The following is a 23,271-nucleotide window of genomic DNA, read 5'->3' as shown; positions in this document are numbered from 1 at the left end:
GTTCACGCCACGGACAGAAGCATGGCCGCCAAACCCGGCTCATTATTGTTCACACGGCACGGCACAAAAAAGCCGCCAAACGCATTGCGTTTGACGGCTTAATTTCCAAAACTCTGGTGGAGCCTAGCGGGATCGAACCGCTGACCTCAACACTGCCAGTGTTGCGCTCTCCCAGCTGAGCTAAGGCCCCAAGACTCTCGCCTTGCGAGAACGAGGCATAGTCTAGACACAAACTCAGGCCTTGTCAACAGAAAAAACCAATGCACCCAATCAGCACCATGGTGCGGCCATCGTAATATTGCTTAACTTCATGAAAAGCTTGATGATGAGCAATTTTACAAGAAGTATAACAACCGCCAACAACCCACTGCGACGCCGCCCCGTTTCGCGAACCAGCCCCCTCGCAGTAGGAGCTTGACCTTGATAAGAGTTCTAATCGCCGATGACCATCACCTGGTGAGGACCAGCATCGCCCATCTATTGAATGAAGAGCCGGACATGGGCGTCGTGGGTGAAGCCGCAGATGGCGAAGAGGCGGTTCAACAGACACGCCAACTGAAACCCGACGTCATCCTGATGGATATTCGCATGCCGGGCATCAGTGGTCTTGAGGCTACACGCAAGATTCATCGCCTGACCACGGACGTGCGCATCCTCGTGCTGACCGCCTTTGTCGAGGAGACATTCGCCCAGCGTCTGCTGGAAGCCGGCGCGCATGGATTCATCAGCAAGGGCTCGCAACACGATGAAATGGTTCAGGCCATTCGCAGCATCTTCAATGGCAAGCGCTACATCAGCCCCGAGATTGCCCAACGCCTGGTGCTGTTTCGCATCGACGACAATGAGAACCCGTTCGACCAGCTTTCCCAGCGCGAGCTTCAGGTTGCCATGATGATCGTCAATTGTCGCAAGGTCGCCGATATCGCTGACCACATGTTCCTCAGCCCCAAGACGGTCAATACCTACCGCTATCGCATCTTCGAGAAGCTGGGCGTCAACTCAGATGTGGAACTGACCCACATGGGACTGCGCTACGGCTTGGTGGACGGATTCAGCGAAAGCGAATGACCCGGCTGGTGACGGGTCTGATAGAGTAGGCAGTGTTTAATCCGTTATCGGCACTTCGATGAGCTTCGATTCACGCCAGTTTCTCACTACCGTCACCGAATCCCCCGGGGTCTATCGCATGCTCGACGAGCATGGCGAGACGCTCTACGTTGGCAAGGCCCGCCGGCTCAAGCCGCGCCTGGCCAGTTATTTTCGCGGCGCCCTGAATGCCAAGACCCAGGCCCTAGTCGCGCGAATCGCCGATGTGCAGATCACAGTCACCAATAGCGAGACGGAAGCCCTGCTTCTTGAGCAGACGCTAATCAAAGAGAAGCGCCCGCCGTACAACATCCTGCTGCGTGATGACAAATCCTACCCCTTTGTTTTCGTCAGCGACCGGCACCCCTTTCCGGCCCTGGAATACAAGCGGGTGCGTACCCGGCACAATGATGGCCGCTACCTGGGCCCCTACCCGAGCAGCCATGCCGTACGCGAAACACTCTCGCTGATGCAGAAGATTTTTCGCATTCGCAACTGCGAGGATACAGTGTTCGCCCATCGCAGCCGCCCTTGCCTGCAATATCAGATCGGTCGTTGCACCGCGCCTTGCGTGGGCTACATCAGTGAAGCGGATTACCGGCGCGACGTCGATCATGCCGTGCAGTGCCTGGAAGGCAAGAGCGAAGCGGTCACCCAAGAGTTGACCCGGGACATGGAGGCGGCCAGCGAAGCACTGGCGTTCGAGGAGGCCGCCCGCCTGCGCGACCAGATCCAGCAACTGCGACAGCTCCAGCAGCGCCAGTTCGTCGATACCGGCAATGGCGATGCGGATGCCTTTGCCCTGGCCAGCCGGCCGGGGGCATTGTGCATTTCCGTTCTCTCGGTGCGCGGCGGCCGGCTGCTTGGCGCGCAGCACCATACCCCAGCCAATGGCCTGGACCTCACACCCGACACCCTGCTCGGCGATTTCATCAGCCAGTATTATCTGGGCCAGGCCAGGGAGATTCCTGCCGAGGTGCTTTCCAGCCATGAGCTCACCGACACGGACATCATCGCTGGTGCATTGGAAAACCAGGCCGGCAAGCGGGTCAGGCTGACGGCAAGCGTCCGTGGACACCGCGCGCAATGGCTCGAGCTGGCCCGCACCAATGCGGAACAACAGCTGGAAAGCCAGCTGGCCAGTCAGACGCAATTGGCCAAGCGATTCGAATCCCTGCGCGATGCGCTCGATCTCGAGGAGGTGCCTGCCCGCCTTGAATGTTTCGACATCAGCCACAGCCAGGGTGAGGCCACCGTGGCCTCCTGTGTGGTGTTCGATGCCAATGGCCCGCGCAAATCGGACTACCGACGCTTCAATATCCAGAACATCGAGCCCGGCGACGACTATGCCGCCATGCGCCAGGCACTCACTCGGCGCTTCAAGCGCCTGGAGAAGGGAGAGGGTGAGCCACCAGACCTGCTGATCGTGGACGGCGGCAAGGGGCAGCTGAACATGGCCAGGGAGGTATTCAATGAACTCGGTGTACAGGGTGTCGGCCTGATCGGCGTAGCCAAGGGCACGACCCGCAAGGCGGGACTCGAGACCCTGTTTATCGAGACCCCGCAGCGAAGCATGGATCTCGATACCTCGTGCCCTGCACTGCATCTGCTGCAGCACATCCGCGACGAATCACACCGTTTCGCTATCACCGGCCATCGAACCCGACGCGACAAGGCCAGACGCACTTCGACCCTGCAGGAAATCCCCGGCGTCGGCCCACGCCGACGTCGTGAACTGTTACGCTTTTTTGGCGGCCTTCAGGGCGTCAAGAACGCCAATCGCGAGGAGCTCGCGCGGGTGCCCGGCATCAGTGTTTCGCTTGCCGAGTCGATTTACCGCGCCCTTCATGGATGAAGGCCGGCAAGGCAGATAGAATGTAGCGACCCGACCGGTCTCACCCTTCACAGCAAGGACCTCAGTTTCGATGAACATACCCAATATCCTGACATTGGCCAGAATCATCTTCATCCCGCTGTTGGTCATTTTCTTCTATCTACCCTATGGGTGGAGCCTTCCGCTGGCCGCCGGGCTCTTTGCTCTGGCATCGGTAACCGACTGGCTGGACGGGTATCTAGCACGACGCTGGGATCAATCCACTCCCTTTGGCGCCTTTCTCGACCCGGTGGCCGATAAACTCATGGTGGCAGTGGCGCTGGCCCTGCTGATCGAGCGTTATGATGCGGTCTGGCTGACGCTGCCGGCGCTGGTGATCATCGGCCGCGAGATCGTGATCTCGGCACTGCGCGAGTGGATGGCGGAAATGGGCAAGCGAGGCACCGTGGCCGTATCGTGGATCGGTAAACTCAAGACGACACTGCAGATGATTGCGCTGCTGCTTCTGCTGGCCTTTACGCCCGGTGCTTTAATGGCCCAGATAGGCGTCGTGACACTCTACGTATCGGCACTACTGACCCTCTGGTCGATGATTCAGTATCTGCGAGCAGCTTGGCCACACCTGAGTCGCGCCATGTGATATCGACATAAAAAGCGTTTGACAGACACCGACTTATCCGTATAATACATCCTCGAGTCGAGCGGGAATAGCTCAGTGGTAGAGCATCGCCTTGCCAAGGCGAGGGTCGCGAGTTCGAATCTCGTTTCCCGCTCCATTCCCTATGAATGGCACGACTCAATGAGGCTGGATGGCAGAGTGGTTATGCAGCGGACTGCAACTCCGTCGACGCCGGTTCGATTCCGACTCCAGCCTCCACTTTCCCCCGCATGGTGATGCCCGAGCCAACCCGCCCGGATGGCGAAATTGGTAGACGCAAGGGACTTAAAATCCCTCGGAGCTGACGCTCCGTGTCGGTTCGAGTCCGACTCCGGGCACCAGCATGAACGCAACCGCTTCTCACCCCCCTCGAGAACGACCACTGGTTGAGACCACGGCATGATTCTGGCGCGACTGCGCGACCCTTACTTCACGCATCGCCACCGCCGGCCCCTTCATGTTCTGCGCGTCATCCTGGCGCTTTGCATCACCTTCGGTGTCATTCAGATCTTCCCGATACCGCATGGCGGCTGGGCCCTGGTGAGCACCGTCATGGTCATGGGTAACCTGCCGCATATCGGTGGCGTGCTCGACAAGGGGCGCCAACGCCTTTTCGGCACCGTCCTCGGCGCTATCTGGGGCCTGCTGCTGATTCTGACGCCTAAGACCATCCCGCTGCTCCTCCCGCTCGGCAGTCTGCTGGGCATTGCATGGGTGACCTGGCTCAGTTTTGGCAAGCGCTATGGCTACGGTGGGCTGATGTTTGCCATCACCCTGCTGCTAGTTGTCGGCGACGGCTCCCGGGACTTCGAGCTCGCCCTTTGGCGAAGCTTCGACGTAGTGCTTGGCACGCTCATCGGTATCGCCGTCACCATCCTGGTACTGCCCCACAAGGCCACCGACATGCTGCGCTTCATGCTGGCCGACAACGTTGATCGCATGGCACAACTCTTCCATGCTCACACCTCGGCCACTTCGGCGCCTGATATGGATACCCGAGAGCTACTGAAGCGCTGTACCGGCCTACTCATCAAGCAGCGCAACCTGGTCGACGCCATTCATCGCGAACGCCGCCTGCATCGTACCGAGCTCGACGACCTGATCTCTCTGCAGCGGCGCATGCTGTCCACCATTGAACTTCTGCTTGAAACCCATTGGAATACTCGCGAGGGGCACGAACAGATCGAAGCCATGCTGGGCCTGCGTGAGCAACAGCACAACCTGGCCCACAATCTTGCTGCCGTGGCGTATCAAGTGAGGACCGGACAGCCGATCGACGTCGAGATTCCGCCGTTTGCGCTGGAGCGTCACGCTGATCTGGCAACAGGAGCCCAAGCCCAGGATGGTCGCCAACTGTTCAGTCCCAGCGGCTACCTGTGGCTCAATCGTGAGCTGGCCCGCTTGAGCCGCGATCTGATCCACCATCTGGGCAGGCTCGAACGTCTGCCCAGCCACCGACTGCGCAAGCGTGCGCTGCGTCATGGTCTGAGAGCACCCGCCCGGACCCACACAGGCCAGCCCCCAGAAGGAGAGCCGGATGTCCAGAAGCCATCATGACGTGCTAATCATCGGCGGCGGTGTCGCCGGACTGGCCATGGCGCTGGAAGTCGCCTCGAGCCGCTCGGTGACACTCTTGCAACCAAGGCCGGATGACCGTGGCGCCAGCCGCTGGGCGCAGGGGGGCATCGCCGCCGTCCTTTCACCACAGGACGACGCCGACACCCACGTGACTGACACTCTGGTGGCCGGAGACGGACTCTGCGATGAGGCCGCCGTGCGCTTCACCGTCGAGCAAGGGCCCGCCGCCATCGAGTGGCTGCTGTCATTGGGCGTCCCCTTTACCGCCGACACGGCTCCCGAGGCCGACTTCCCCTACCATCTGACCCGTGAGGGTGGACACAGTGCACGTCGCATCATCCACGCGGACGATGCCACCGGGCGCGCGCTTATTGAAACCCTCGAACAGCATGTCGCCCAGCACCCGGCGATTCGGGTGGAGCACGAGCTCACGGCGCTCGACCTGCTCCGCGACCGGGCCGGACACTGCCGGGGAGCGTACTGCATCGACGAGTCGGGACGCGCACATGAACTCCTGGCAACCGACACGGTGCTTGCCACCGGCGGTGCAAGCGGCCTCTACCGTCATACCACCAGCCCGTGCCCCGCCAGTGGAGAAGGCATGATGATGGCCGCCGAGCTCGGCGCCGAGCTCATGAACCTCGAGTTTCAGCAATTCCACCCGACCTGCCTGTATGACCCGAAGGGCAGCCCCTTCCTGATCAGCGAGGCGGTACGCGGCGAAGGGGGGCACCTGCTGGGAGCCGAGGGCCAGCGCTTCATGCTGGAGCTGGATCACAGAGCCGAACTGGCGCCTCGTGACATCGTCGCGCGGGCCATCGACAGTGAAATGCAACGCAGCGGGCTTGACCATGTATGGCTGGATATATGCCACCTGGGCGAAGCGCGGATTCGTCAGCACTTCCCTACCATCCACGCCCATTGCGCCTCGCGAGGCCTGGATATCGCCCGGTCTCCGATCCCGGTAGTACCGGCCGCCCACTACAGCTGCGGCGGCATACGCACCGACCTGAAGGGCGCGTCGAGGGTGCCGCACCTTTATGCCATCGGCGAGGTCGCCTGTACCGGCCTGCATGGCGCCAACCGCATGGCCAGCAACTCACTTCTGGAGTGTCTGGCATTTGCCCATGGCTGCGCCTACCACCTGGCCACTCGCCCGCCCCCCAGCCAGGCCCCACTGGTCGAGCCTGTCACCGGCCGTCAGGACGTCGATGTGACAAAACTGCGCGAACTGCGGGACAACGTGCGCGACATCATGAGCTCGCGTGTGGCCATCGTTCGTCATGACCAGGGGCTCGGCGAGGCCGCGAGCGCTCTATCGGAGCTTGAGACCCGCTGCATGGCACATTGCCATGACACCCGCGCCCACCCCGAAGCAAGTAGCCTGCGTCATGCCATTCGACTGGCGCGATTGACAGTCGCCTGTGCGCGTCAGCGTCGCGAATCACGCGGGCTGCATCACAACCAGGACTACGCTGTGCACGCCGAAAGCCAAGCGGCGCCCAGCCTTATCGATACCAGTGCCATCACAAAGACCGGCAGCTGACCAGGGCCAGGACGTGCGCTGACAGCCGGGCACCCCAATGGGACAGGCTGGCCGCGCTGCCAACCGCGCGGATACAGGAGCTCGCCCTCATCCTCGCCCGGCCTCCCGGAGCAGCACTCGGCGAAGCGATCTGAGGCGAGCCGGGTCGGTACAGTCCGGCCATAGCCAGAGGCGGTGACCCTCACCCTTCAAACCGATCAGCCAAGGGCCCAGATGATCACAGTACAAGCGCCGGGACTGCCACTCATGCCCAGCCTGGGCTCGCCAGCGCCAGTTTGCCCCGTTCGTTTCGTTGGCGCTTTCACCCACAACCAACTGCCATTCCCCGCTCGGCGCCTGGCGCACCAGATGGACCAGCCAGGCTGACAGTACCACCAGCGCCGCCAGGGCCAGCCAGCCACTGGTGATCCATGCCAGCCAGGCCACTGTGGCGATGGCAAGACCGCCATGCAGCAGAGTCGACAGCCTAGAGACCTTGATAGGCAGAGTTATCGGTGTTTTCGGCATGATCGACAATCATCTTGACGATACGGCGACGTTCAGGCTCTTGCGGAAAATCGCGGCGCATCAGCCAGAAGAACAGATCCTGATCCTCCTCCTGAATCAAGGCCTGGAAAGCCTGCTGATCGGCTGTCTCCAGCTTGTCGTAGCACTGGTCGAGAAAGGGGACCAGCATCAGATCCAGTTCCCACATGCCCCGGCGGGAGTGCCAATAAAGACGCTTGCGCAGGGCGCTTGCAGCGGACGCATCATCGTTCACGATCGACCTCGTCACTTTGAAGGAATGTACCAGCAGTATACCCGACACGCCTTGCGGCCAGCAGTCTTGTCGAAACGGGAATCTTCGGGCCCCCAGCGGGAGGGTCGGTAGCGACCCGACTGGTGAACGGAGCCGCTTCTGACTAAGCTTGTAGTGCGTTGTTTTCTCGACACTTGCGCAGTATGCTGATGAGCACAATTCACTCGGCCAGGACGACCCCGCCGGGCATCACGGAGAGAGCCGATGACCAAGTCCGAATTGATCGAGCAGATTGCCATGCGTCAACCTGACATCTCCGTCAAGGATGTCGAAGCCTCGGTGCGCCTGATACTAGATGACATCACCGACACCCTGTCGGCCGGTGGTCGCGTCGAGATCCGCGGCTTCGGCAGTTTTTCGCTGCATTATCGTGAGCCCCGCACCGGCCGCAACCCCAAGACGGGCGATCCGGTCGCACTGGATGGTAAATTCGTGCCACACTTCAAGCCCGGCAAGGAACTGCGCGAACAGGTCGATGCAAGTCGCGCCCTGGGCTATTGAGTGCCGGTCATGACCGGTTGAACACCTATCAATCACATCACACGGGAACAAGCACATGCGTTGGCTCAAAGGCCTCATCCTGGCCATTATTCTGCTGGCGGTGTTGCTGGTCGGCATCCTATTTGCCGTCAACAACCAGCAGGCCCTACCTCTCAACCTGATCTGGATGGAACTTCCGGCAGCATCCCTCTCCGTCTGGTTGCTCGCCTCGCTAGCCTGCGGTGTCCTTCTGGGAATGCTCGCCATGAGCGGCGTCTATCTGCGCCTGCGCACTCTACTGACTCGTGCACAACGTCATAACCAGCAGCAACGCAAGGAACTCGACCGACTCCGCATCCAGGAGATGAAGGAACTCCCCTGACATGCCCGACCTCCTGCTGCTGGCCCTGTTGTTGGCAGCGGTCGCCATAGGATGGTGGCTCGGCCGTCGCGAGAAGTGGGTCGCCCGCGAGCCGCCAGCGACCACGCCACTGGCCCGCGAATATTTCGTGGGATTGAACTACCTGCTCAATGATCAGCAGGATCGGGCCATCGAAACCTTCATCGGGGCACTGGAGGTCAATAGCGACACCATTGAAACCCACCTTGCACTCGGCAACCTGTTTCGCCAGCGCGGCGAAGCCGATCGCGCCGTCAAGGTGCACCAGAACCTGCTCGCACGCCCGGCCATGACCCAAGACCAGAGCGAAAGAGTGCAGCTCGAACTCGCTCGGGACTTTCTCCACCTGGGCCTGCTGGACAGGGCCGAGCGCCTCCTCCAGGGCTTGATCAAGGAGGCTCACAATGGCGAGCTGCGAATAACCGCCAAACGCTCACTGGTCGACCTACTGGAACGCGAGGGTGAATGGCAGGCAGCCGTGAACATTGCCCTGCCGGGACTGGTTCGCGAACACGAGGACATTCGGCGGGCCGCCTCCCACTGGCTCTGTGAACTGGCCGAACACGAACGGCATTCAGCCAGCCCGGTGCTGGCCAGGCGCCACCTGAAACAAGCCCTTGCCACGGATCCACGCTGTGTCCGCGCCAACCTGATGCTGGCCGACATGTCGATGCACACAGGGCATTACCGGCAAGCCATCAAGCTGCTCGACCGCATTCCCGAGCAGGACCCAGCCTTCATCCCCACCCTGCTGGCCCCCCTCGCCCGCGCCTATCGGCTGCTCGACGATGAGGCCGGCCTGATCCGCCACCTGCAAGGGCTACTCGACAAGGGCACTTTCACCAGCGTGGTCGTCATGCTGGCCGACAGCCTGTGTCGTCATCACGGCAACACACAGGCCGCCTTGTCATTGATCGTCCATCAACTGGACCAGACCCCGAGTCTGGGAGGCCTGGATTACCTGTTGCGCCTCTACCAGCAAGACGAGGGGCCCGAAGACCAGCGCATGAACCAGCTGCAGCAACTTACCGGCAAACTGCTGCAGGCACTCCCGCGTCACCGCTGTCGTCGCTGTGGCTTCAGCGGCGAGCTACTGCACTGGCAATGCCCCAGGTGCCGCAAATGGGGCACGACCAAGCCCCTCAGCGGTGTCGAGAGCGAATAGCCCCTCGACTCCACACACCGCTTATCCCGTCAGTTCCTGCTCGATACTAGCCAGTGCCTGCATGGGGTCACTGGCCTGGGTCACGGGCCGGCCCACTACCAGGTGAGTACTGCCTGCTGCCATAGCCGCAGAGGGCGTCATGATGCGCCGCTGATCACCGGCTTCAGCGAATGCGGGCCGGATGCCCGGAGTGACCTTGAGAAAGCCCCCACCAAGGTGCTCCTTCAAGCGCCGGGCTTCATGGGAAGAGCACACCACACCGTCCAGACCGCAGTCACGGGTCAACTCGGCCAGGCGCATGACCTGTTCATCCATGCTGGCAGCAACTCCGACCTCGGCGAGGTCCTGCTCCTGCATGCTGGTCAGCACGGTGACCGCGATCAACCGGGTCGAGAGACCATGCTGGTCGAGACGTTCTCGGGCCGCCTCCATCATGCGCCGCCCCCCGGAGGCATGGAGGTTGACCATCCACACTCCCTGTTCTGCCGCCGCCTGAACGGCACCCGCCACGGTGTTAGGAATATCGTGAAACTTGAGGTCCAGGAAAACCTCGAAGCCACGCCCATGGAGCGCCTCGAGCACTGCCGGACCACTGCGCGTAAACAGCTCCTTGCCGACCTTGAGGCGACAGCGGGCGGGATCCAGGCGATCCGCCATGCACAAGGCGGCGTCGCGAGAGGTGTAGTCGAGGGCAACGATCAGGGGTGAGGCAATGGACACGAACAGACTCCTGACAACGAAAAGGGACGACACAGTATATCAGTCATGACTTTCAGCCCGAGTGGCTAAAATCCTGCAACCTGTGTGCCCGATCTCAGCGCCGCCACTCAGTCCTCGCCTACGCCGTGGCTCGCCGGTGATCACTAGCTTGACACATGTGGGCACGCATTCCCGGCCACGCTGATATCGCGGCACAGCGAGCGGGGCCCACCCAGCGCAGGCCAGATCAGGAATTGGCCAACACAGGCACCCAATGAGGACACTCGCATGCTGACACCCATCAAAGGACTGACCGTAAGCCTTGGACTCGCACTGCTGCTCGGCGTCAGCCTGCCCGGTCAGGCGCAGGAGCAAAGCGAAACCTCCAGCAGCTCCGACAACAGTGCGCAACTCGCACCGATCAATATCAACAGCGCGGATGCGGCGATGCTCACCGAGCTGCCGGGCATCGGCGAGGTCAAGGCCGCCTCAATCGTCGACAACCGCGAGGCCAACGGCCCCTTCACCAGCGCCTCCGAGCTGACACGGGTATCGGGCATTGGCGAAGCCACTGTGGAAGGGCTCGAGGACCAGGTGAGTTTTTGAGGCAAGGCCACGGAGACGTCACAATCCGTAAAGAATGCCACCGCCGCGAGCGGTGGCATTGTTCATTCCGCCCGGGTGCTCGCGCAGCCGATCAGAGCCTCAAGCCACCGTCACATTCAATCAGACGCCCGGTGAAGTAATCGTTCTCGATGATGAAGGCCACGCTGGCAGCAATATCCTCGGGCTGGCCGAGTCGCTTCAACGGCACCCCGGCGGTAATCCGCGCCAGCATGTCCTCGCGCATTGATGTCGTCATTTCCGTCTCGATGAACCCGGGTGCCACGCCACCGACCCGAATGCCGTGCCGAGCCAGCTCCCCGGCCCAGGTCACTGTCAGGGCGGCCACACCGGCCTTGGCAGCCGAGTAGTTGCTCTGTCCCAGATTGCCGGCGCGGGAAATGCTCGAGATATTGACGATGACACCCTCGCGCCCGGCACGGATCATGCGCGAGGCGGCCTCCCGCCCGCACAGGAAGACCCCGGTGAGATTGACGTCCATGACCCTCTGCCAGTCCTCCAGCGACATCATCGACTCGACCTGGCCGTCGCGGGCCTTGACCAGCAGGCCATCGCGCAGAATACCAGCATTGTTGATCAACCCATCCAGGCCTCCGAAGGCTTCTTCAACGCCCGCGAAGCCCGCCTGAACCGAGGTCTCATCGGCCACATCAACCTCGAAACCGCGCGCCCGAATACCCGCTTGCGAAAGCGCATGACAGGCCTGGTCGAGGGATTCGACATCACGATCGAGCAGCGCCAGAACGGCACCCTGCTGGCCGAGATGCTGAGCCATGGCAAGCCCCAGGCCCTGAGCGCCACCGGTAATGGCAATGATCTTGTTATCCAGCTGCATACCTGTCTCCTCGAGACAACGATTGAATACCATGCTGGAGTTTACGTGGACGCCAGCGTCAAGACACCCCCGTTAGGGCCGAATCCTTGATTTCCGCGACCCTACCCCCCATGTTCCCAACATCCTCAAGAATGGAGTCATCATGCCGTTTCTGCTTCTTTTCACCGTCTTTGCGCTGCTCGACTTCGTCGTCCTGTTTTCAGTGGGCAGCCATATCGGCCTGGTCACCACGCTTCTTCTCGTCCTCGGCACCGGTTTCGTGGGCCTGCACCTCATTCGTCGCGAAGGCATGGCGACCTTCGCCCGCGCCCAGGAGCGGCTGCGCCAGGGCGAAATGCCATCCAGTGAATTGCTCACCGGAGCCGCACTGATCTTTGGTGGCGCTCTGCTGATGGCGCCCGGCTTTATCTCCGACACGCTGGGCTTCATGTGCCTGATCCCCGATGCCCGGCGCTTGATGGGCAAGCTGCTGGGCCGCCTGGGAGGCCGTATGGGCAATATCCATGTTCAGGGAGGCATCTTCGGCGCCGGTCCGAGCGCCGATCACGACTGGCACCAGACCAGGGACCGACAACAGGCCAACGATTTCCGGGACACCGGCCGCGCATCACACCAGCAGGATGACGGCCCTCTGGAGGGCGACTTCATCGGTCGCGACGAAAGCCACCGTCATTGAATTTTTTTTATCAGCGGGGCTTGAAAGGCGCGCAGATAGCCCCACTTACCCAGCAGCATTCAATTTCGACCTCGTTTTCGGGGTCCAGCCAACAGAAGGCGGCCTCGCCTTCAGCCCGCCACGCAATGGCGGAATATTGATGTCCATCGCCGCGGCGGCCACGCCCGGCACAGCAACCATCAGGAGAACGTGAGCAATGAACATCCGTCCCTTGCACGATCGCGTCGTCATCCGTCGCGTCGAAGAAGAGCAGAAAACCGCAGGCGGCATCGTGCTCCCGGGCAGCGCCCAGGAAAAGCCGACTCGGGGCGAAGTGCTCGCCATCGGTAACGGCCGGATTCTGGATAGCGGCGAAACCCGCCCGCTCGACGTCAAGGTCGGCGATACCGTGATTTTCAAGGATGGCTTTGGCGTCGAAAAACAGAAGGTCGACGGCGAAGAAGTCCTGATCATGAGCGAATCCGACGTACTGGCTGTCGTCGAGGGTTAACACTCAGCGATAGCCCCCCGAATTCTGACGTTCACGAACTCACAGGAAGCATACGAAAATGACAGCGAAACAAGTCAAGTTCTCCAGTGATGCACGCACTCGCATGGCGAAAGGCGTCGACACCCTGGCCAATGCCGTCAAGGCAACCCTCGGCCCGAAAGGCCGCAACGTGGTGCTCGAAAAATCCTTTGGCGCGCCGACCGTCACCAAGGACGGCGTCTCAGTGGCCAAGGAAATCGAACTGAAGGACAAGTTCGAGAACATGGGCGCCCAGATGGTCAAGGAAGTCGCGTCCAAGACTTCCGATGTGGCCGGTGACGGTACCACCACCGCCACCGTGTTAGCACAGTCCATCGTCACCGAGGGCCTCAAGGGCGTCATCGCCGGCATGAACCCGATGGACCTCAAGCGCGGCATCGACCAGGCCGTCGACGCTGCCGTCAAGGAAGTCGGTGAACTGTCCGTGCCCTGCACCGACTCCAACGCCATCGCCCAGGTCGGCACCATTTCCGCCAACGGCGACAAGCGCATCGGCAAGATCATCGCCGACGCCATGCAGAAAGTCGGCAAGGAAGGCGTCATCACCGTCGATGAAGGCCGTGGCTTCGAAGACGAGCTGGATGTCGTCGAAGGCATGCAGTTCGATCGCGGCTACCTCTCGCCGTACTTCGTGACCAATCAGGAATCGATGTCCGTCGAGCATGAAGATCCGTTCATCCTGCTGGTGGACAAGAAGATCTCCAACATCCGCGAGCTGCTGCCGACACTGGAAGCCGTCGCCAAGGCCGGCAAGCCGCTGATCATCATCGCCGAAGACATCGAGGGCGAAGCCCTGGCGACCCTGGTGGTCAACAACATGCGTGGCATCGTCAAGGTCGCGGCCGCCAAGGCGCCCGGCTTCGGCGACCGTCGCAAGGCCATGCTGCAGGACATCGCCATCCTCACCGGTGGCACCGTGATCTCCGAAGAAGTCGGCCTCGACCTCGAGCAGGTCACCCTGGACCATCTGGGCACCGCCAAGCGCGTGACCATGTCCAAGGAAAACACCACCATCATCGATGGTTCCGGCAAGGACGCGGACATTGAAGGTCGCGTCAACCAGATCCGAGCCCAGATCGAGGAGACCTCTTCCGATTACGATCGTGAGAAGCTCCAAGAGCGCGTTGCCAAGCTGGCCGGCGGCGTGGCCGTGATCCGCGTCGGTGCCGCGACCGAAGTCGAGATGAAGGAGAAGAAGGCTCGCGTCGAAGACGCCCTGCACTCCACTCGCGCCGCGGTCGAGGAAGGCGTGGTGCCCGGTGGCGGCACTGCCCTGGTCCGCGTACTGACACGCATCGCCGGCCTCAAGGGCGAGAACGAAGACCAGACCCACGGCATCGCCATCGCCGTGCGTGCCATGGAAGCCCCGCTGCGTCAGATCGTTGCCAACGCCGGCCAGGAGCCCTCGGTCATCCTGAACCGCGTCAAGGACGGTGAAGGCAACTTCGGCTACAACGCCCAGACCGGTGAATTCGGCGACATGTTCGAGATGGGCGTGCTGGACCCGGCCAAGGTCACACGCAGCGCCGTGCAGTCCGCTGGCTCCATCGCCGGCCTGATGATCACCACCGAGTGCATGATCGCCGACGACCCGGACGAGGAAGATGCCTCCGGTGGCGGCGACATGGGTGGCATGGGCGGAATGGGAGGCATGGGCGGCATGATGTAAGCCGACCCGTCCTCTCGGTTCACCCTGAGACAGACCCCCGCCGGGTAACCGGTGGGGGTTTTTTCGTTCAAGACGGAAGAAGGAAGAAGTAAGGCGATAGACCATGTAGAATCGCGGATCATCTGAACCTTCGTACCCGTGTTTTTCTTCCCTCTTCTTTCTTACCTCATCTATCTATGCTGTCGAACATCCGCATCGTTCTGGTCCAGACGTATCACCCCGGCAACATCGGCGCCTCGGCGCGGGCGATGAAGACCATGGGGCTAACCGATCTGGTTCTGGTCAATCCGCGCTGTTACCCGGATCCAGAGGCTTCGCGACTCGCGGCGGGTGCCGAGGATGTCGTGGATCAGGCCCGCGTATTCGCTTCGCTGACCGAGGCCGTCAGTGACTGCACCCAGGTGGTGGGTGCCAGTGCACGCCTGCGCAGCTACCCCTTGCCCCACTATGACGAACCCGCCGAGATGGCGGCCGACCTTGTCGCCAATGCCCGCCAGGGGCCAGTGGCACTGGTCTTCGGCCGCGAGCGCTTCGGTCTGGTCAACGAAGAGATCCGCGACTGCAGCCACCAGGTCAGCATTCCCGCCAACCCGGATTATGGTGTCCTCAACCTGTCCCAGGCCGTACAGGTGCTGGCCTACGAAACCTTCAGCGCCTGGCGCCGACAGCCCGACAGTGACTACCAGGCGCCCGCACATGCCTCAGTGCCACTGCCCACGCGCCAGCAGCTGCATCACTTCCACGACCACCTGTCGCGTATCATGCACGCCAGCGGCTTCATCACCCAGCCCCATGCGCGTACCGAGGAACAACTGCGCGCCCTCTTCGATCGCGCTCAACCCACGCGACGGGATATCTCCCTGCTGCGCGGTCTGCTGAGTTCGCTCGAGGAGAGTATGCAGGGCGACGACCGCTGAATCTCACCGTCATGACACTGTCATCTCCCGCCGCCATCATGACGTTTCCCGGGTTGTCGGGATGCAAGGGACACTGACACTTCCACGACACGGATGCCAGGGTGCAGGGAGCCCCTGAAGGAGATCGGCATCAGGACGCTGCCCAGGGAGGGCGACTCGATGCGCCACGGTGCTCAACACCGTGGCGTGTTTTGTTCGTGGTGCTGATCCACGGCGTGACCTGCTGGCTGGTCTCCCGCAAGCAGTAATTACCGGGCCGACGTCAGCCAGTTGGCGTAGGCGGTCAGATCGTCCTGCAGATCGCCACGGGTCACCCTGTGGTAAAGAGCTTGAATATGCGCCGTGAAGGAATCACCGGCCACGGGCTGATCAGGGGCCAGGGCTCCCTTGAGGGCGCCAATGTGGCGGCCGTCGAGTTCGCGCAACGGCAGGATCTCGGCCGCCGTACCGGTGACGAAGGCTTCATCGGCGGTATACAGCTCATCGCGGGTGATGCGGCGCTCCACCACTTCGGTATCCAGTACCTCCCGTGCCAGGTGCATCACGCTATCCCGGGTAATGCCCTGCAGGCAGGAAGTAGTCGGCGGTGTGTGCAGCACCCCATCGCGCAACATGAAGACGTTGGCCGCCGAAGCCTCGGCCACGTAACCCTCGGTATCCAGCATCAAGGTTTCGTCGAAACCGGCCTTGACCGCGCTGTTGAGCGCCATGATCGAGTTCACGTAATTGCCATTGGTCTTGGCGCGACAGGCCGTGACATTGACATGGTGGCGCGACCAGGAGGCGGTGATGGCGCGCAGCCCCACCGAGGCCGCTTCCGGTGTGATGTAGGCGCCGAGATCCCAGGCCGCCACCATCACATGTGTGGTCAGCCCCTTGGCTCGCAAGCCCAGGCCCTCGGCGCCCAGAAAGATGGTCGGCTTCAGGTAGGCATCCTTGAGCTCATTGCGCACCAGGCACTGGCGCTGGGCCTCGATCAGCGCTTCGCTGTTAAAGGACAATGGAATATCGAGGATGTGAGCACTTTCCACCAGGCGGCGCGTATGAGCCTCGGCGCGAAACAATTGGGTACCCGAAGCCCCCGAATAAGCCCGCACGCCCTCGAAGCACCCCATCCCATAATGCAGGCTGTGCGTCAGCAGGTGGGTCATAGCATCTCGCCACGGCAGCCATTCACCGTCCAGCCAGATCCAGCCATCACGATCATACAGGGGTGTCATGTGTCTCTCCCGAGCTCTTGAATAGTCCAAACCAGCGATGCCGCCAGTCATCCACCAGGTCACGCTGATGGGCCTGCAGGCTCTGATACCCCCAGGCAGCGATCTCGTCGTTCTGTGGATCCGGCACCTCGATGTCACTCTCGCTCAAGGCCTGAATCACGGCATGGCCGCAGAACGGCACATAGCCTTCCGAATAGCCCCCCTCATGGATGAATACCAGCCGCCCCGCGCACAGTGACGTTGTCAGCTCGCGCAGCGCCCGGGTCATCTCGCCGAATGCACGGCTGTTGAGCATCATCTTGCCCAGCGGATCCTTGGCACAGGCATCATAGCCGGCCGCCACGATCACCATGTCCGGCGCAAAGGCCTCGATCGCCGGCAGGATCAGCCGCTGCATGGCATAATCATAGGCGCCGATACCGCAGCCCGGCGGCAGGGGCAGGTTGAGATTGGCTCCCCGACCCGGCCCACGTCCGACTTCCTCGAAAGCGCCCGTGTCCAGCGGATAATTGCCGTCCTGATGGATTGAGATGGTCAGCACGCCCGGCTCGTCATAGAACGCGCTCTGATGACCATTGCCATGATGCACATCCCAGTCGAGGACCACCACGCGGCCGACCAGCCCCTCGGCCCGCGCCTTCATTACCGCCACAGGGATATTGCCCAGCAGGCAAAAGCCGCGCCCCTGGTCCGCTTCGGCGTGATGACCGGGAGGCCGGCACAGGGCATAGGCATTTTGCAGCTCGCCCCGCGCCACCGCCGTCACGGCCCCAATGGCCAGGCCGACCGACTGACGGGCGGCGTCCAGGCTACCGGGCTGATAGGGCGCACAATCGCCCGCGTCCCCTCCCCGGTCGCTGTCACCCGTCTGCAGGCGAGACAGGTAATCGGCAGCATGAAAGCGACGCAGATCCGCATCCTCGGCCGGTGCAGGCTTGATGACCTGCAGCTCATCGATCAGCCCGGAGACCTCCAGCAGGTTCTTGAGGCGCCGCTTGCTTTCGGGGCTTTCCGACGCCGGCTGGGGCTGACGATACGCCCCGGCGGACGCAAAGACCCCGATGGCCCCGGGGTCATGCCAGAAACAGCGTTCATGCCAGAAAAAACCAGTACTCACTCGGCGTCGCTCCGGGCTTCCCAGACCTCGATGGCCGCCGCCAGATCCTCCAGGGAGGCCCCCACCGACTTGAACACCGTGATCGCCTCGGAGCCACTGCGTCCCGGTCGGGTGCCGGATACCAGCTCACCCAGTTCCGCTTTCATGTCCTCGAAGCGGAAGGCCCCCTCGTCGATGGCCTGGTGGATATCACCGGCTTCGCCACGCGCACCGGCGTAGGTATCCACGAACACCTCCCCCCGTTTCAGGCACTCGCCATTCGTCTCGCGCATGCTCGGCCGAAAGGCACCGATCAGGTCCAGATGGGTGCCGGGCGACAGCCACTCGCCTCGCACCAGCGGTTCGGTGGAGAGCGTCACGCAACTGATCAGATCCGCTTCGCCGCAGGCAGCCTGCAGATCGGTCGCCGCCTGTGTCTCGAATCGGTCGGCATAGGCCGCGGCGATCCTTTCGGCTTTTTCCGGCTGGCGCCCCCAGACCATCACCCGCTTGATCGAGCGCACCGAGGCATGCGCCTCGATGACCATCGGCGCCAGCTTGCCGGTACCCACCACCAGCAGGGTCTCGGCATCGTCTCGCGCCAGCTCGCGGCTCGCCAGTGCCGACGCCGCCGCGGTGCGCCGGCGTGTCAACTCACTGCCATCGATGCATGCCAGGGGGCGACCATGCGCCCCCTCGCTGAGGAAGTAGACTCCCGAAATGGCGGGAAGCCCGTGCTGCGCATTCTGCGGGAAGACATTGACCATCTTGACGCCGATGTAGCCGTCCTTCTCCCAGGCCGGCATCAGCAGCATGGTGGCTTCACCATCAGGACGGTGCATGGCGTGATGGTGGCGCGGTGGCGACTCCACGCCCTGACGAAAGGTATCGTCCAGACGCTGCACCAGCGCCGGCCAGGCCAGGCTGGAAGCGACTTGTTCGGCGTCGATGATGCGCATATCAGCCCTCCGGCAGTGCTGCCACAACCATGATTTCGACCTTCCACTCGGGCTTGGCGAGCTGGGCCTCGACGGCGGCACGCACCGGCGGGCGACCCGGTGTCACCCAGGCATCCCAGGCTTCGTTCATCTCGGCAAACTCGGCCATGCTGTTGACCCAGATCTGCGCGGAAATCAGTTGATCCTTGGATGTTCCCGCCTGCTCGAGCAGATGGTCGATGCGCGCCAGGACCTGTTCGGTCTGGGTTTTCATGCCGGCACTGCCATCGCTGGGCACCTGGCCGGCCAGATAGACCGTGCCGTTGTGAATGGCGATCTGGCTCATGCGGGCATTGCTGTCGTGAAGGGTAAGGCTCATGTCTCGTCTCTCGGGTTGATGTTGCCAGGGTGCCATCAGGCACTGGTGAAGCCGTCCATGAAGGCGGCAAGATTGTGACTCAGTTGATCGGTGGGATACCCGCCTTCCTGCACCAGCACGGTGGGCAGGCCAAGCCGGGCGAGCCGGCGCCCCACGGCGACGAAGTCCTCGCGCTCGAGGGCCAGACCGGCCAGCGGGTCATCCTTGTGGGCATCCAGGCCAAGCGCCACGATAACGGCCTCGGGCTCGAACTCAGCCATCCTGCCCAGCAGGGTGTCGAGTGTCTCATTAAAGGCCGCACCATCGCTGCCGAGGGCAAGCGGCAGATTGACATTGCAGCCCTCGCCCGGCCCGCCTCCGGTTTCATCGGCGCCACCCCAGAAGAACGGATAGAACTCCGCGGTATCGGCATGCAGCGAGCCGGTCCAGACATCACCACGGTCGTAGAAGATGTCCTGAGTGCCATTGCCGTGATGCAGGTCCACATCGACGATGGCCACACGTGCAAAGCGCTCGCGCAGCACCGTGGCCGCCAGAGCCGAATTGTTGAGGAAGCAGAAGCCACCCGCGCGCTCGGGCCCGGCATGATGCCCCGGCGGACGACACAACGCATAGGCCTGGCGCTCCCCTCCGGTGACCGCCTCGGCCGCTGCCTGGGCCGTCGCCGCACTGGCCAGAATGCCGGCAAAGCTGTCCGCCGTCATCGGACAGGCCATGTCATGCAGATGCCAGCCCGCCTGCCCGACCGGATGGCGCGGATAATGATAACCGCCACCACAGGGATGCACATTGGGCGCGACGATATCGGCGGCATCCGGCATGGCCTGCCAGCGGCCGTGGATGGTCTCGAGAAACTCCAGGTAGCGCGGCGTGTGGATCCGTGTCAGACGTTCCCGCAACAGAGGACTGTCGACCGCGCCCGGAGGAGTCAGCGACAGGCCGACCCGGGCCAGGCCCTGGGCCAGCAGTTCGGCGCGCACCGGCCCCTCGGGGGATGGCGCCGGCCGGCCACGCAACAGAAAGTTTTCCGGTGCGTGGCGCTCCTGATCTGGATGATAGAAAAGCCTCATGTATATGTTCCTTGCGTCACCCCTGCCTCAGCCCAGCAAGGAGGGAATCCAGGTAGAGAAGAACGGAAAGGCCGCCAGCAGCATGACCACCGCGATGAAGGCACAATAGAACGGCAGAGACGCCATGATCGCCCGCTCGTAAGGCACCTCCGCGATTCGCGCCGCCGTCATCAACGTCATGCCCACCGGTGGCGTGACATTGGCAATGTTGAGCGTCACGATCATCACGATCGCGAAGTGCAGCGGATCAAAGCCCAGCGACACCATCGCCGGCACAACGACCGGACCGATCACCACCAGCGCCGGCAGCACGTCCATGACAGTCCCCAGTATGATCAGCAGCAGACACACCAGCATGATCTGAATGAAGGGCACATCGCTGAGGGTGGTAATGATCTCGGCGGCCTCACGGGCAATACCGGAACGCGTCACGAACCAGCCGAGCACCGCCGAGGTGGCCAGCAGGAAGAACACCACGCCGGAGAACTTCACCGTGGTGACCAGAGCCTTCCAGATCTTCTTGAGCGTCAGGTTGCGATAGAAGGCCACGCCGATGAAGATCGCGTAGACCGCGGCAAAGCCCGATGCCTCGGTGATGGTGGTCATGCCAGAGAGAATGCCGCCCAGAATGATCAAGGGTACCAGCATCGCCGGTAACGCCGTGAGAAAGGCCATGAAGGCCATGCGCATGGGCGTGGCGGCCTGCTTGGGGTAACCGCGCATCCACGCCAGCGCAATGCTGGTAATCAGCAGCGCCCCGGTCATCATGACACCCGGCAGAATGCCCCCGGCGAACAGATCGATGACCGAGGTGTCGCGCAGCAGGGTGGCATACACCACCATGACCACACTCGGCGGAATAATCGGCCCGATGATCGAGGAGCAGGCCGTGATCGCCGCGGCGTACTCGGCGTCATAACCCTGCTTTTTCATCTCGGGGATCATGATCTTGCCGATCGCCACGGTGTCGGTAATGGCCGCCCCGGTCAGGCCGGCAAAGAACAACGACACCGTGACGTTGACGTGGGACAGCGACCCGCGAACCCGGCCGAAGAGCGCATTGTTGAAGGCGATCAGCTTCTGGGTCAGCCCGCCCTGGTTCATCAGTTCGGCAGTGAAGATAAAATACGGCACGGCGATCAGCATGTACCCCGAGACACCGGAAAACATGCGATCGGCAATGATACCCACCAGGCGCTCACCACCCAGCGAGTAGACGCCGGCAACACCCGAGATAGCCATGACGACGGCTACGGGCGCGCCGATCAACAACACAACGACAAAAGCAATGATGGCAGGCGTCATGAGCGCGATTCCTTGTCCTGAGCCGTGGAGCCCGGCTCCACGTTATCGTCACTGTGCAGTGCTTCCTCGATCACTTCCGTCTCATCGGTGAAGTGTTCCAGCAGACTGAAGCCGTGCACCAGGTGCAGCAGGAAGATCACGCCGGCAACCGGTACCGCGATGGCGGTCCACTTGCGTGAAATCTGAATGGTGTCCGACACCATGTAGATCTGCGAGGCATTCTGGAAAAAGCCCCAGCCATACCAGATCACCAGCACGGCGAAGAAGCCGATGACCAGCAGGGTCAACGCCGCCGCCACCTTGACCAGGGATTCGGGCAAGAGCCGCATCAACAGGGTCATGGCCACGTGCTCACCGGCATGCAGCGCGATGGTCGAGGAGAGCATGCCGATCCACGGCAGGAAGAGTCGGGCCAGCGAATAGGTCCAGCTGAGCGCGCCCCCCGTGAACAGGGTATACAGAAAGCCTGTAAAGGAAATCGCCAGCATGCCGAGAATACAGGTCACGCAAATGACGATCGCGACCTGGTTGACGGCATCGCTGAGGCGACGGGCCTGAGTCAATAAAGCCATGGACGATACCCGAAGCTAGGTGCGAGAAAAGCGGCAACGGCAAGCCGGAGACTCGCCGTTACCGCCCCGGTGAGGGTCAGCCAATCAGGGAGTTATTGGCCGTAACGCTGGAAGGTCTCTTCCGGCTGCGACTGACGCAGTTCGTCGACCTTGCCGAGCATGTCCTCGACCAGTTGTTCATCGGCGCCGAAGTCATTGACGATCCAGTCCTTCCAGGCCGGACGAGCGATTTCGGCCATGCGCTGACGCTCATCGGTCGGCATGATGTAGCACTCTTCAAAGAGCTCGCAGGATTCCTGCCAGCTGGCCGTGGCCAGCATCGCCGACGCACCATGGCTGAGCTGCACGGCTTCACGCGCGGCGCTGGTGACAATGCGCTGATAGTCCTCGGGAAGCTCCTGATACCAGGTCTCGCTGACCATCCAGGAGGCACTGTTGTAGACGTGGCCGGTCAGGGTGGTGTAATCGGTGACTTCGTCCAGACCATAGGTGGTGTTGATCACCGGTGCATTGAACTGGCCGTCGGCCAGGCCGGTTTCCAGCGCGGTAATCAGCTCGCCCCAGGGCAGGGGGGTGGCGGAAGCGCCCAGGGCCTTCATGGTCGCCACGTGCGCTGGGTTTTCCTCGGTGCGAATGTTCAGACCCTCGAGATCCTCGACGGTCTTGATCAGACGCTCGTTGTTGGTGAAGGCAACAAAACCGCCGCCATCATCGAAGGTGCCCAGGTAACGCATGTCGGCGGCTTCAATGGTGCCGGACATGAAGTCGGCGAACCACTCGCTGTCGAAGAAGGCCCAGGCCTGACGCCAGTTGTCGAACAGGAAGGGAGCGGTCACGATCTGGTAGTCATCAAAGAAGGATGACATGGCACCGGACGTCAGCACCGTGGACTGCAGGGCACGGCCACCGGCCTGGACCTGCGAGCCGGTCTCGACCTCGGAGCCCATCTGGCCGCCGCCGAAGATGCTGACCTTCAGATCGCCGTCGGTGCGGGTCTCGACCTGTTCCTTGAAGTGCACCAGGGCCGGATAGATGCTGTTGTTCTTGAGGTTCTCGGGGATCAGCGTCGAGATAGCCATCTCGTAGGACTGAGCCTGTGCCTGGGTGCTGGCGATCGCCAGGGGCAAGGCCGCCAGCGCTGCCCAACGAGCCATGGAAGTCTTTTGCATGATGATATCCTCGCGTCTTCACTGTTG

General features: G+C 62.1%; 24 protein-coding genes, 4 tRNA genes and 1 pseudogene. 16 read left to right on the top strand and 13 right to left on the bottom strand.

Annotated elements, in window-relative coordinates; all coding sequences use genetic code 11:
• Nucleotides 1-114 precede the first annotated feature (114 nt).
• Nucleotides 115-190 (bottom strand) — tRNA-Ala (locus QWY74_RS10075).
• 230 nt (nucleotides 191-420) lie between these two features.
• Between QWY74_RS10075 and QWY74_RS10070 the strand changes: the two genes are divergently transcribed.
• The 8 genes from QWY74_RS10070 (at nucleotide 421) to nadB (ending at nucleotide 6,702) form a co-directional block, all read left to right on the top strand.
• Nucleotides 421-1,068 carry a response regulator gene (locus tag QWY74_RS10070; RefSeq protein WP_264827334.1) on the top strand — a complete coding sequence of 216 codons (648 nt, stop codon included), beginning with the start codon at nucleotides 421-423 and terminating at the stop codon, nucleotides 1,066-1,068.
• Between the two features lie 58 nt (nucleotides 1,069-1,126).
• The gene (uvrC, locus tag QWY74_RS10065) at nucleotides 1,127-2,941 is read left to right on the top strand and encodes an excinuclease ABC subunit UvrC (protein WP_264827333.1); all 1,815 of its coding nucleotides are present in this window, start codon (nucleotides 1,127-1,129) and stop codon (nucleotides 2,939-2,941) included.
• 70 nt (nucleotides 2,942-3,011) lie between these two features.
• Complete coding sequence (gene pgsA, locus QWY74_RS10060; RefSeq protein ID WP_264827332.1) at nucleotides 3,012-3,560, top strand: CDP-diacylglycerol--glycerol-3-phosphate 3-phosphatidyltransferase; 549 nt, start codon at nucleotides 3,012-3,014, stop codon at nucleotides 3,558-3,560.
• 61 nt (nucleotides 3,561-3,621) lie between these two features.
• A tRNA-Gly gene (locus tag QWY74_RS10055) sits at nucleotides 3,622-3,696 on the top strand.
• 27 nt (nucleotides 3,697-3,723) lie between these two features.
• Nucleotides 3,724-3,797 (top strand) — tRNA-Cys (locus QWY74_RS10050).
• A 33-nt stretch (nucleotides 3,798-3,830) separates the two neighbouring features.
• Nucleotides 3,831-3,919, top strand: a tRNA-Leu gene (locus tag QWY74_RS10045).
• A gap of 58 nt (nucleotides 3,920-3,977) precedes the next feature.
• Nucleotides 3,978-5,135, top strand: a complete 1,158-nt coding sequence (locus QWY74_RS10040) for an FUSC family protein (RefSeq protein ID WP_290314250.1) — start codon at nucleotides 3,978-3,980, stop codon at nucleotides 5,133-5,135.
• Nucleotides 5,116-6,702, top strand: a complete 1,587-nt coding sequence (nadB, locus tag QWY74_RS10035; RefSeq protein ID WP_264827329.1) for an L-aspartate oxidase — start codon at nucleotides 5,116-5,118, stop codon at nucleotides 6,700-6,702. The genes QWY74_RS10040 and nadB overlap by 20 nt, the downstream gene beginning before the upstream one ends.
• Nucleotides 6,703-6,789: 87 nt before the next feature.
• Here the strand turns inward: nadB and QWY74_RS10030 are convergent, their stop codons facing one another.
• Together QWY74_RS10030 and QWY74_RS10025 are read right to left on the bottom strand one after the other, a co-directional pair.
• A complete protein-coding gene (locus tag QWY74_RS10030) occupies nucleotides 6,790-7,209 on the bottom strand; it encodes a protein YgfX (protein ID WP_290314249.1) in 420 nt (139 codons plus the stop codon).
• Nucleotides 7,169-7,462: an FAD assembly factor SdhE gene (locus tag QWY74_RS10025; RefSeq protein WP_264827327.1), complete on the bottom strand. Its 294-nt coding sequence runs from the start codon at nucleotides 7,460-7,462 to the stop codon at nucleotides 7,169-7,171. Before QWY74_RS10025 ends, QWY74_RS10030 begins: the two co-directional genes overlap by 41 nt.
• A 240-nt stretch (nucleotides 7,463-7,702) precedes the next feature.
• Here QWY74_RS10025 and QWY74_RS10020 point away from each other — a divergent pair.
• The 3 genes and pseudogenes from QWY74_RS10020 to lapB all read left to right on the top strand — a co-directional run.
• Nucleotides 7,703-8,002, top strand: a pseudogene (locus QWY74_RS10020) (integration host factor subunit beta); the annotation flags it as partial.
• Between the two features lie 55 nt (nucleotides 8,003-8,057).
• Nucleotides 8,058-8,363 (top strand): LapA family protein, encoded by a 306-nt coding sequence (locus tag QWY74_RS10015; protein WP_264827326.1) that lies wholly within the window; start codon nucleotides 8,058-8,060, stop codon nucleotides 8,361-8,363.
• 1 nt (nucleotide 8,364) lies between these two features.
• Nucleotides 8,365-9,546, top strand: coding sequence for a lipopolysaccharide assembly protein LapB (lapB, locus tag QWY74_RS10010; protein WP_264827325.1), 1,182 nt, complete (start codon nucleotides 8,365-8,367; stop codon nucleotides 9,544-9,546).
• 21 nt (nucleotides 9,547-9,567) lie between these two features.
• Here lapB and pyrF read toward each other — a convergent pair whose 3' ends face one another.
• Nucleotides 9,568-10,266, bottom strand: a complete 699-nt coding sequence (pyrF, locus tag QWY74_RS10005; protein ID WP_264827324.1) for an orotidine-5'-phosphate decarboxylase — start codon at nucleotides 10,264-10,266, stop codon at nucleotides 9,568-9,570.
• Nucleotides 10,267-10,533: 267 nt separating this feature from the next.
• Here pyrF and QWY74_RS10000 point away from each other — a divergent pair, with 267 nt between their 5' ends.
• Nucleotides 10,534-10,851: a ComEA family DNA-binding protein gene (locus QWY74_RS10000; RefSeq protein WP_264827323.1), complete on the top strand. Its 318-nt coding sequence runs from the start codon at nucleotides 10,534-10,536 to the stop codon at nucleotides 10,849-10,851.
• A 91-nt stretch (nucleotides 10,852-10,942) separates the two neighbouring features.
• On the opposite strand, the gene QWY74_RS09995 is transcribed toward QWY74_RS10000, so the two are convergent.
• Complete coding sequence (locus tag QWY74_RS09995; RefSeq protein ID WP_264827321.1) at nucleotides 10,943-11,704, bottom strand: SDR family oxidoreductase; 762 nt, start codon at nucleotides 11,702-11,704, stop codon at nucleotides 10,943-10,945.
• Nucleotides 11,705-11,846: 142 nt separating this feature from the next.
• Here QWY74_RS09995 and QWY74_RS09990 point away from each other — a divergent pair, with 142 nt between their 5' ends.
• From QWY74_RS09990 to QWY74_RS09975, 4 genes are all read left to right on the top strand, one after another.
• Complete coding sequence (locus QWY74_RS09990; protein ID WP_290314247.1) at nucleotides 11,847-12,380, top strand: FxsA family protein; 534 nt, start codon at nucleotides 11,847-11,849, stop codon at nucleotides 12,378-12,380.
• A gap of 196 nt (nucleotides 12,381-12,576) precedes the next feature.
• Nucleotides 12,577-12,870, top strand: a complete 294-nt coding sequence (locus tag QWY74_RS09985) for a co-chaperone GroES (protein ID WP_264827318.1) — start codon at nucleotides 12,577-12,579, stop codon at nucleotides 12,868-12,870.
• 58 nt (nucleotides 12,871-12,928) lie between these two features.
• The gene (gene groL, locus QWY74_RS09980; RefSeq protein WP_264827316.1) at nucleotides 12,929-14,578 is read left to right on the top strand and encodes a chaperonin GroEL; all 1,650 of its coding nucleotides are present in this window, start codon (nucleotides 12,929-12,931) and stop codon (nucleotides 14,576-14,578) included.
• Nucleotides 14,579-14,754: 176 nt separating this feature from the next.
• Nucleotides 14,755-15,495 carry an RNA methyltransferase gene (locus QWY74_RS09975; RefSeq protein ID WP_290314246.1) on the top strand — a complete coding sequence of 247 codons (741 nt, stop codon included), beginning with the start codon at nucleotides 14,755-14,757 and terminating at the stop codon, nucleotides 15,493-15,495.
• A gap of 248 nt (nucleotides 15,496-15,743) precedes the next feature.
• On the opposite strand, the gene QWY74_RS09970 is transcribed toward QWY74_RS09975, so the two are convergent.
• From QWY74_RS09970 to QWY74_RS09935, 8 genes are all read right to left on the bottom strand, one after another.
• Nucleotides 15,744-16,715 (bottom strand): branched-chain amino acid transaminase, encoded by a 972-nt coding sequence (locus tag QWY74_RS09970; protein WP_290314245.1) that lies wholly within the window; start codon nucleotides 16,713-16,715, stop codon nucleotides 15,744-15,746.
• Nucleotides 16,699-17,832, bottom strand: coding sequence for a class II histone deacetylase (locus QWY74_RS09965; protein WP_264827312.1), 1,134 nt, complete (start codon nucleotides 17,830-17,832; stop codon nucleotides 16,699-16,701). Before QWY74_RS09965 ends, QWY74_RS09970 begins: the two co-directional genes overlap by 17 nt.
• On the bottom strand, nucleotides 17,829-18,770 hold the full coding sequence (gene lhpI / locus QWY74_RS09960) for a bifunctional Delta(1)-pyrroline-2-carboxylate/Delta(1)-piperideine-2-carboxylate reductase (RefSeq protein WP_290314244.1): 942 nt from the start codon (nucleotides 18,768-18,770) through the stop codon (nucleotides 17,829-17,831). The genes QWY74_RS09965 and lhpI overlap by 4 nt, the downstream gene beginning before the upstream one ends.
• Nucleotide 18,771: 1 nt before the next feature.
• A complete protein-coding gene (locus QWY74_RS09955) occupies nucleotides 18,772-19,128 on the bottom strand; it encodes a RidA family protein (protein WP_264827309.1) in 357 nt (118 codons plus the stop codon).
• 35 nt (nucleotides 19,129-19,163) lie between these two features.
• Nucleotides 19,164-20,198 (bottom strand): histone deacetylase family protein, encoded by a 1,035-nt coding sequence (locus QWY74_RS09950; RefSeq protein ID WP_264827307.1) that lies wholly within the window; start codon nucleotides 20,196-20,198, stop codon nucleotides 19,164-19,166.
• Between the two features lie 27 nt (nucleotides 20,199-20,225).
• Nucleotides 20,226-21,503: a TRAP transporter large permease gene (locus tag QWY74_RS09945; protein WP_264827306.1), complete on the bottom strand. Its 1,278-nt coding sequence runs from the start codon at nucleotides 21,501-21,503 to the stop codon at nucleotides 20,226-20,228.
• Complete coding sequence (locus QWY74_RS09940) at nucleotides 21,500-22,075, bottom strand: TRAP transporter small permease (protein WP_264827305.1); 576 nt, start codon at nucleotides 22,073-22,075, stop codon at nucleotides 21,500-21,502. Before QWY74_RS09940 ends, QWY74_RS09945 begins: the two co-directional genes overlap by 4 nt.
• 92 nt (nucleotides 22,076-22,167) lie before the next feature.
• A complete protein-coding gene (locus QWY74_RS09935) occupies nucleotides 22,168-23,244 on the bottom strand; it encodes a TRAP transporter substrate-binding protein (protein WP_264827303.1) in 1,077 nt (358 codons plus the stop codon).
• Between the last annotated feature and the right edge of the window lie 27 nt (nucleotides 23,245-23,271).

Origin of the sequence: Halomonas almeriensis (genome assembly GCF_030409235.1) — a bacterium.
GTDB classification, from domain to species: Bacteria; Pseudomonadota; Gammaproteobacteria; order Pseudomonadales; family Halomonadaceae; genus Halomonas; species Halomonas almeriensis.
This window is presented reverse-complemented; position numbering and strand designations above follow the sequence as displayed.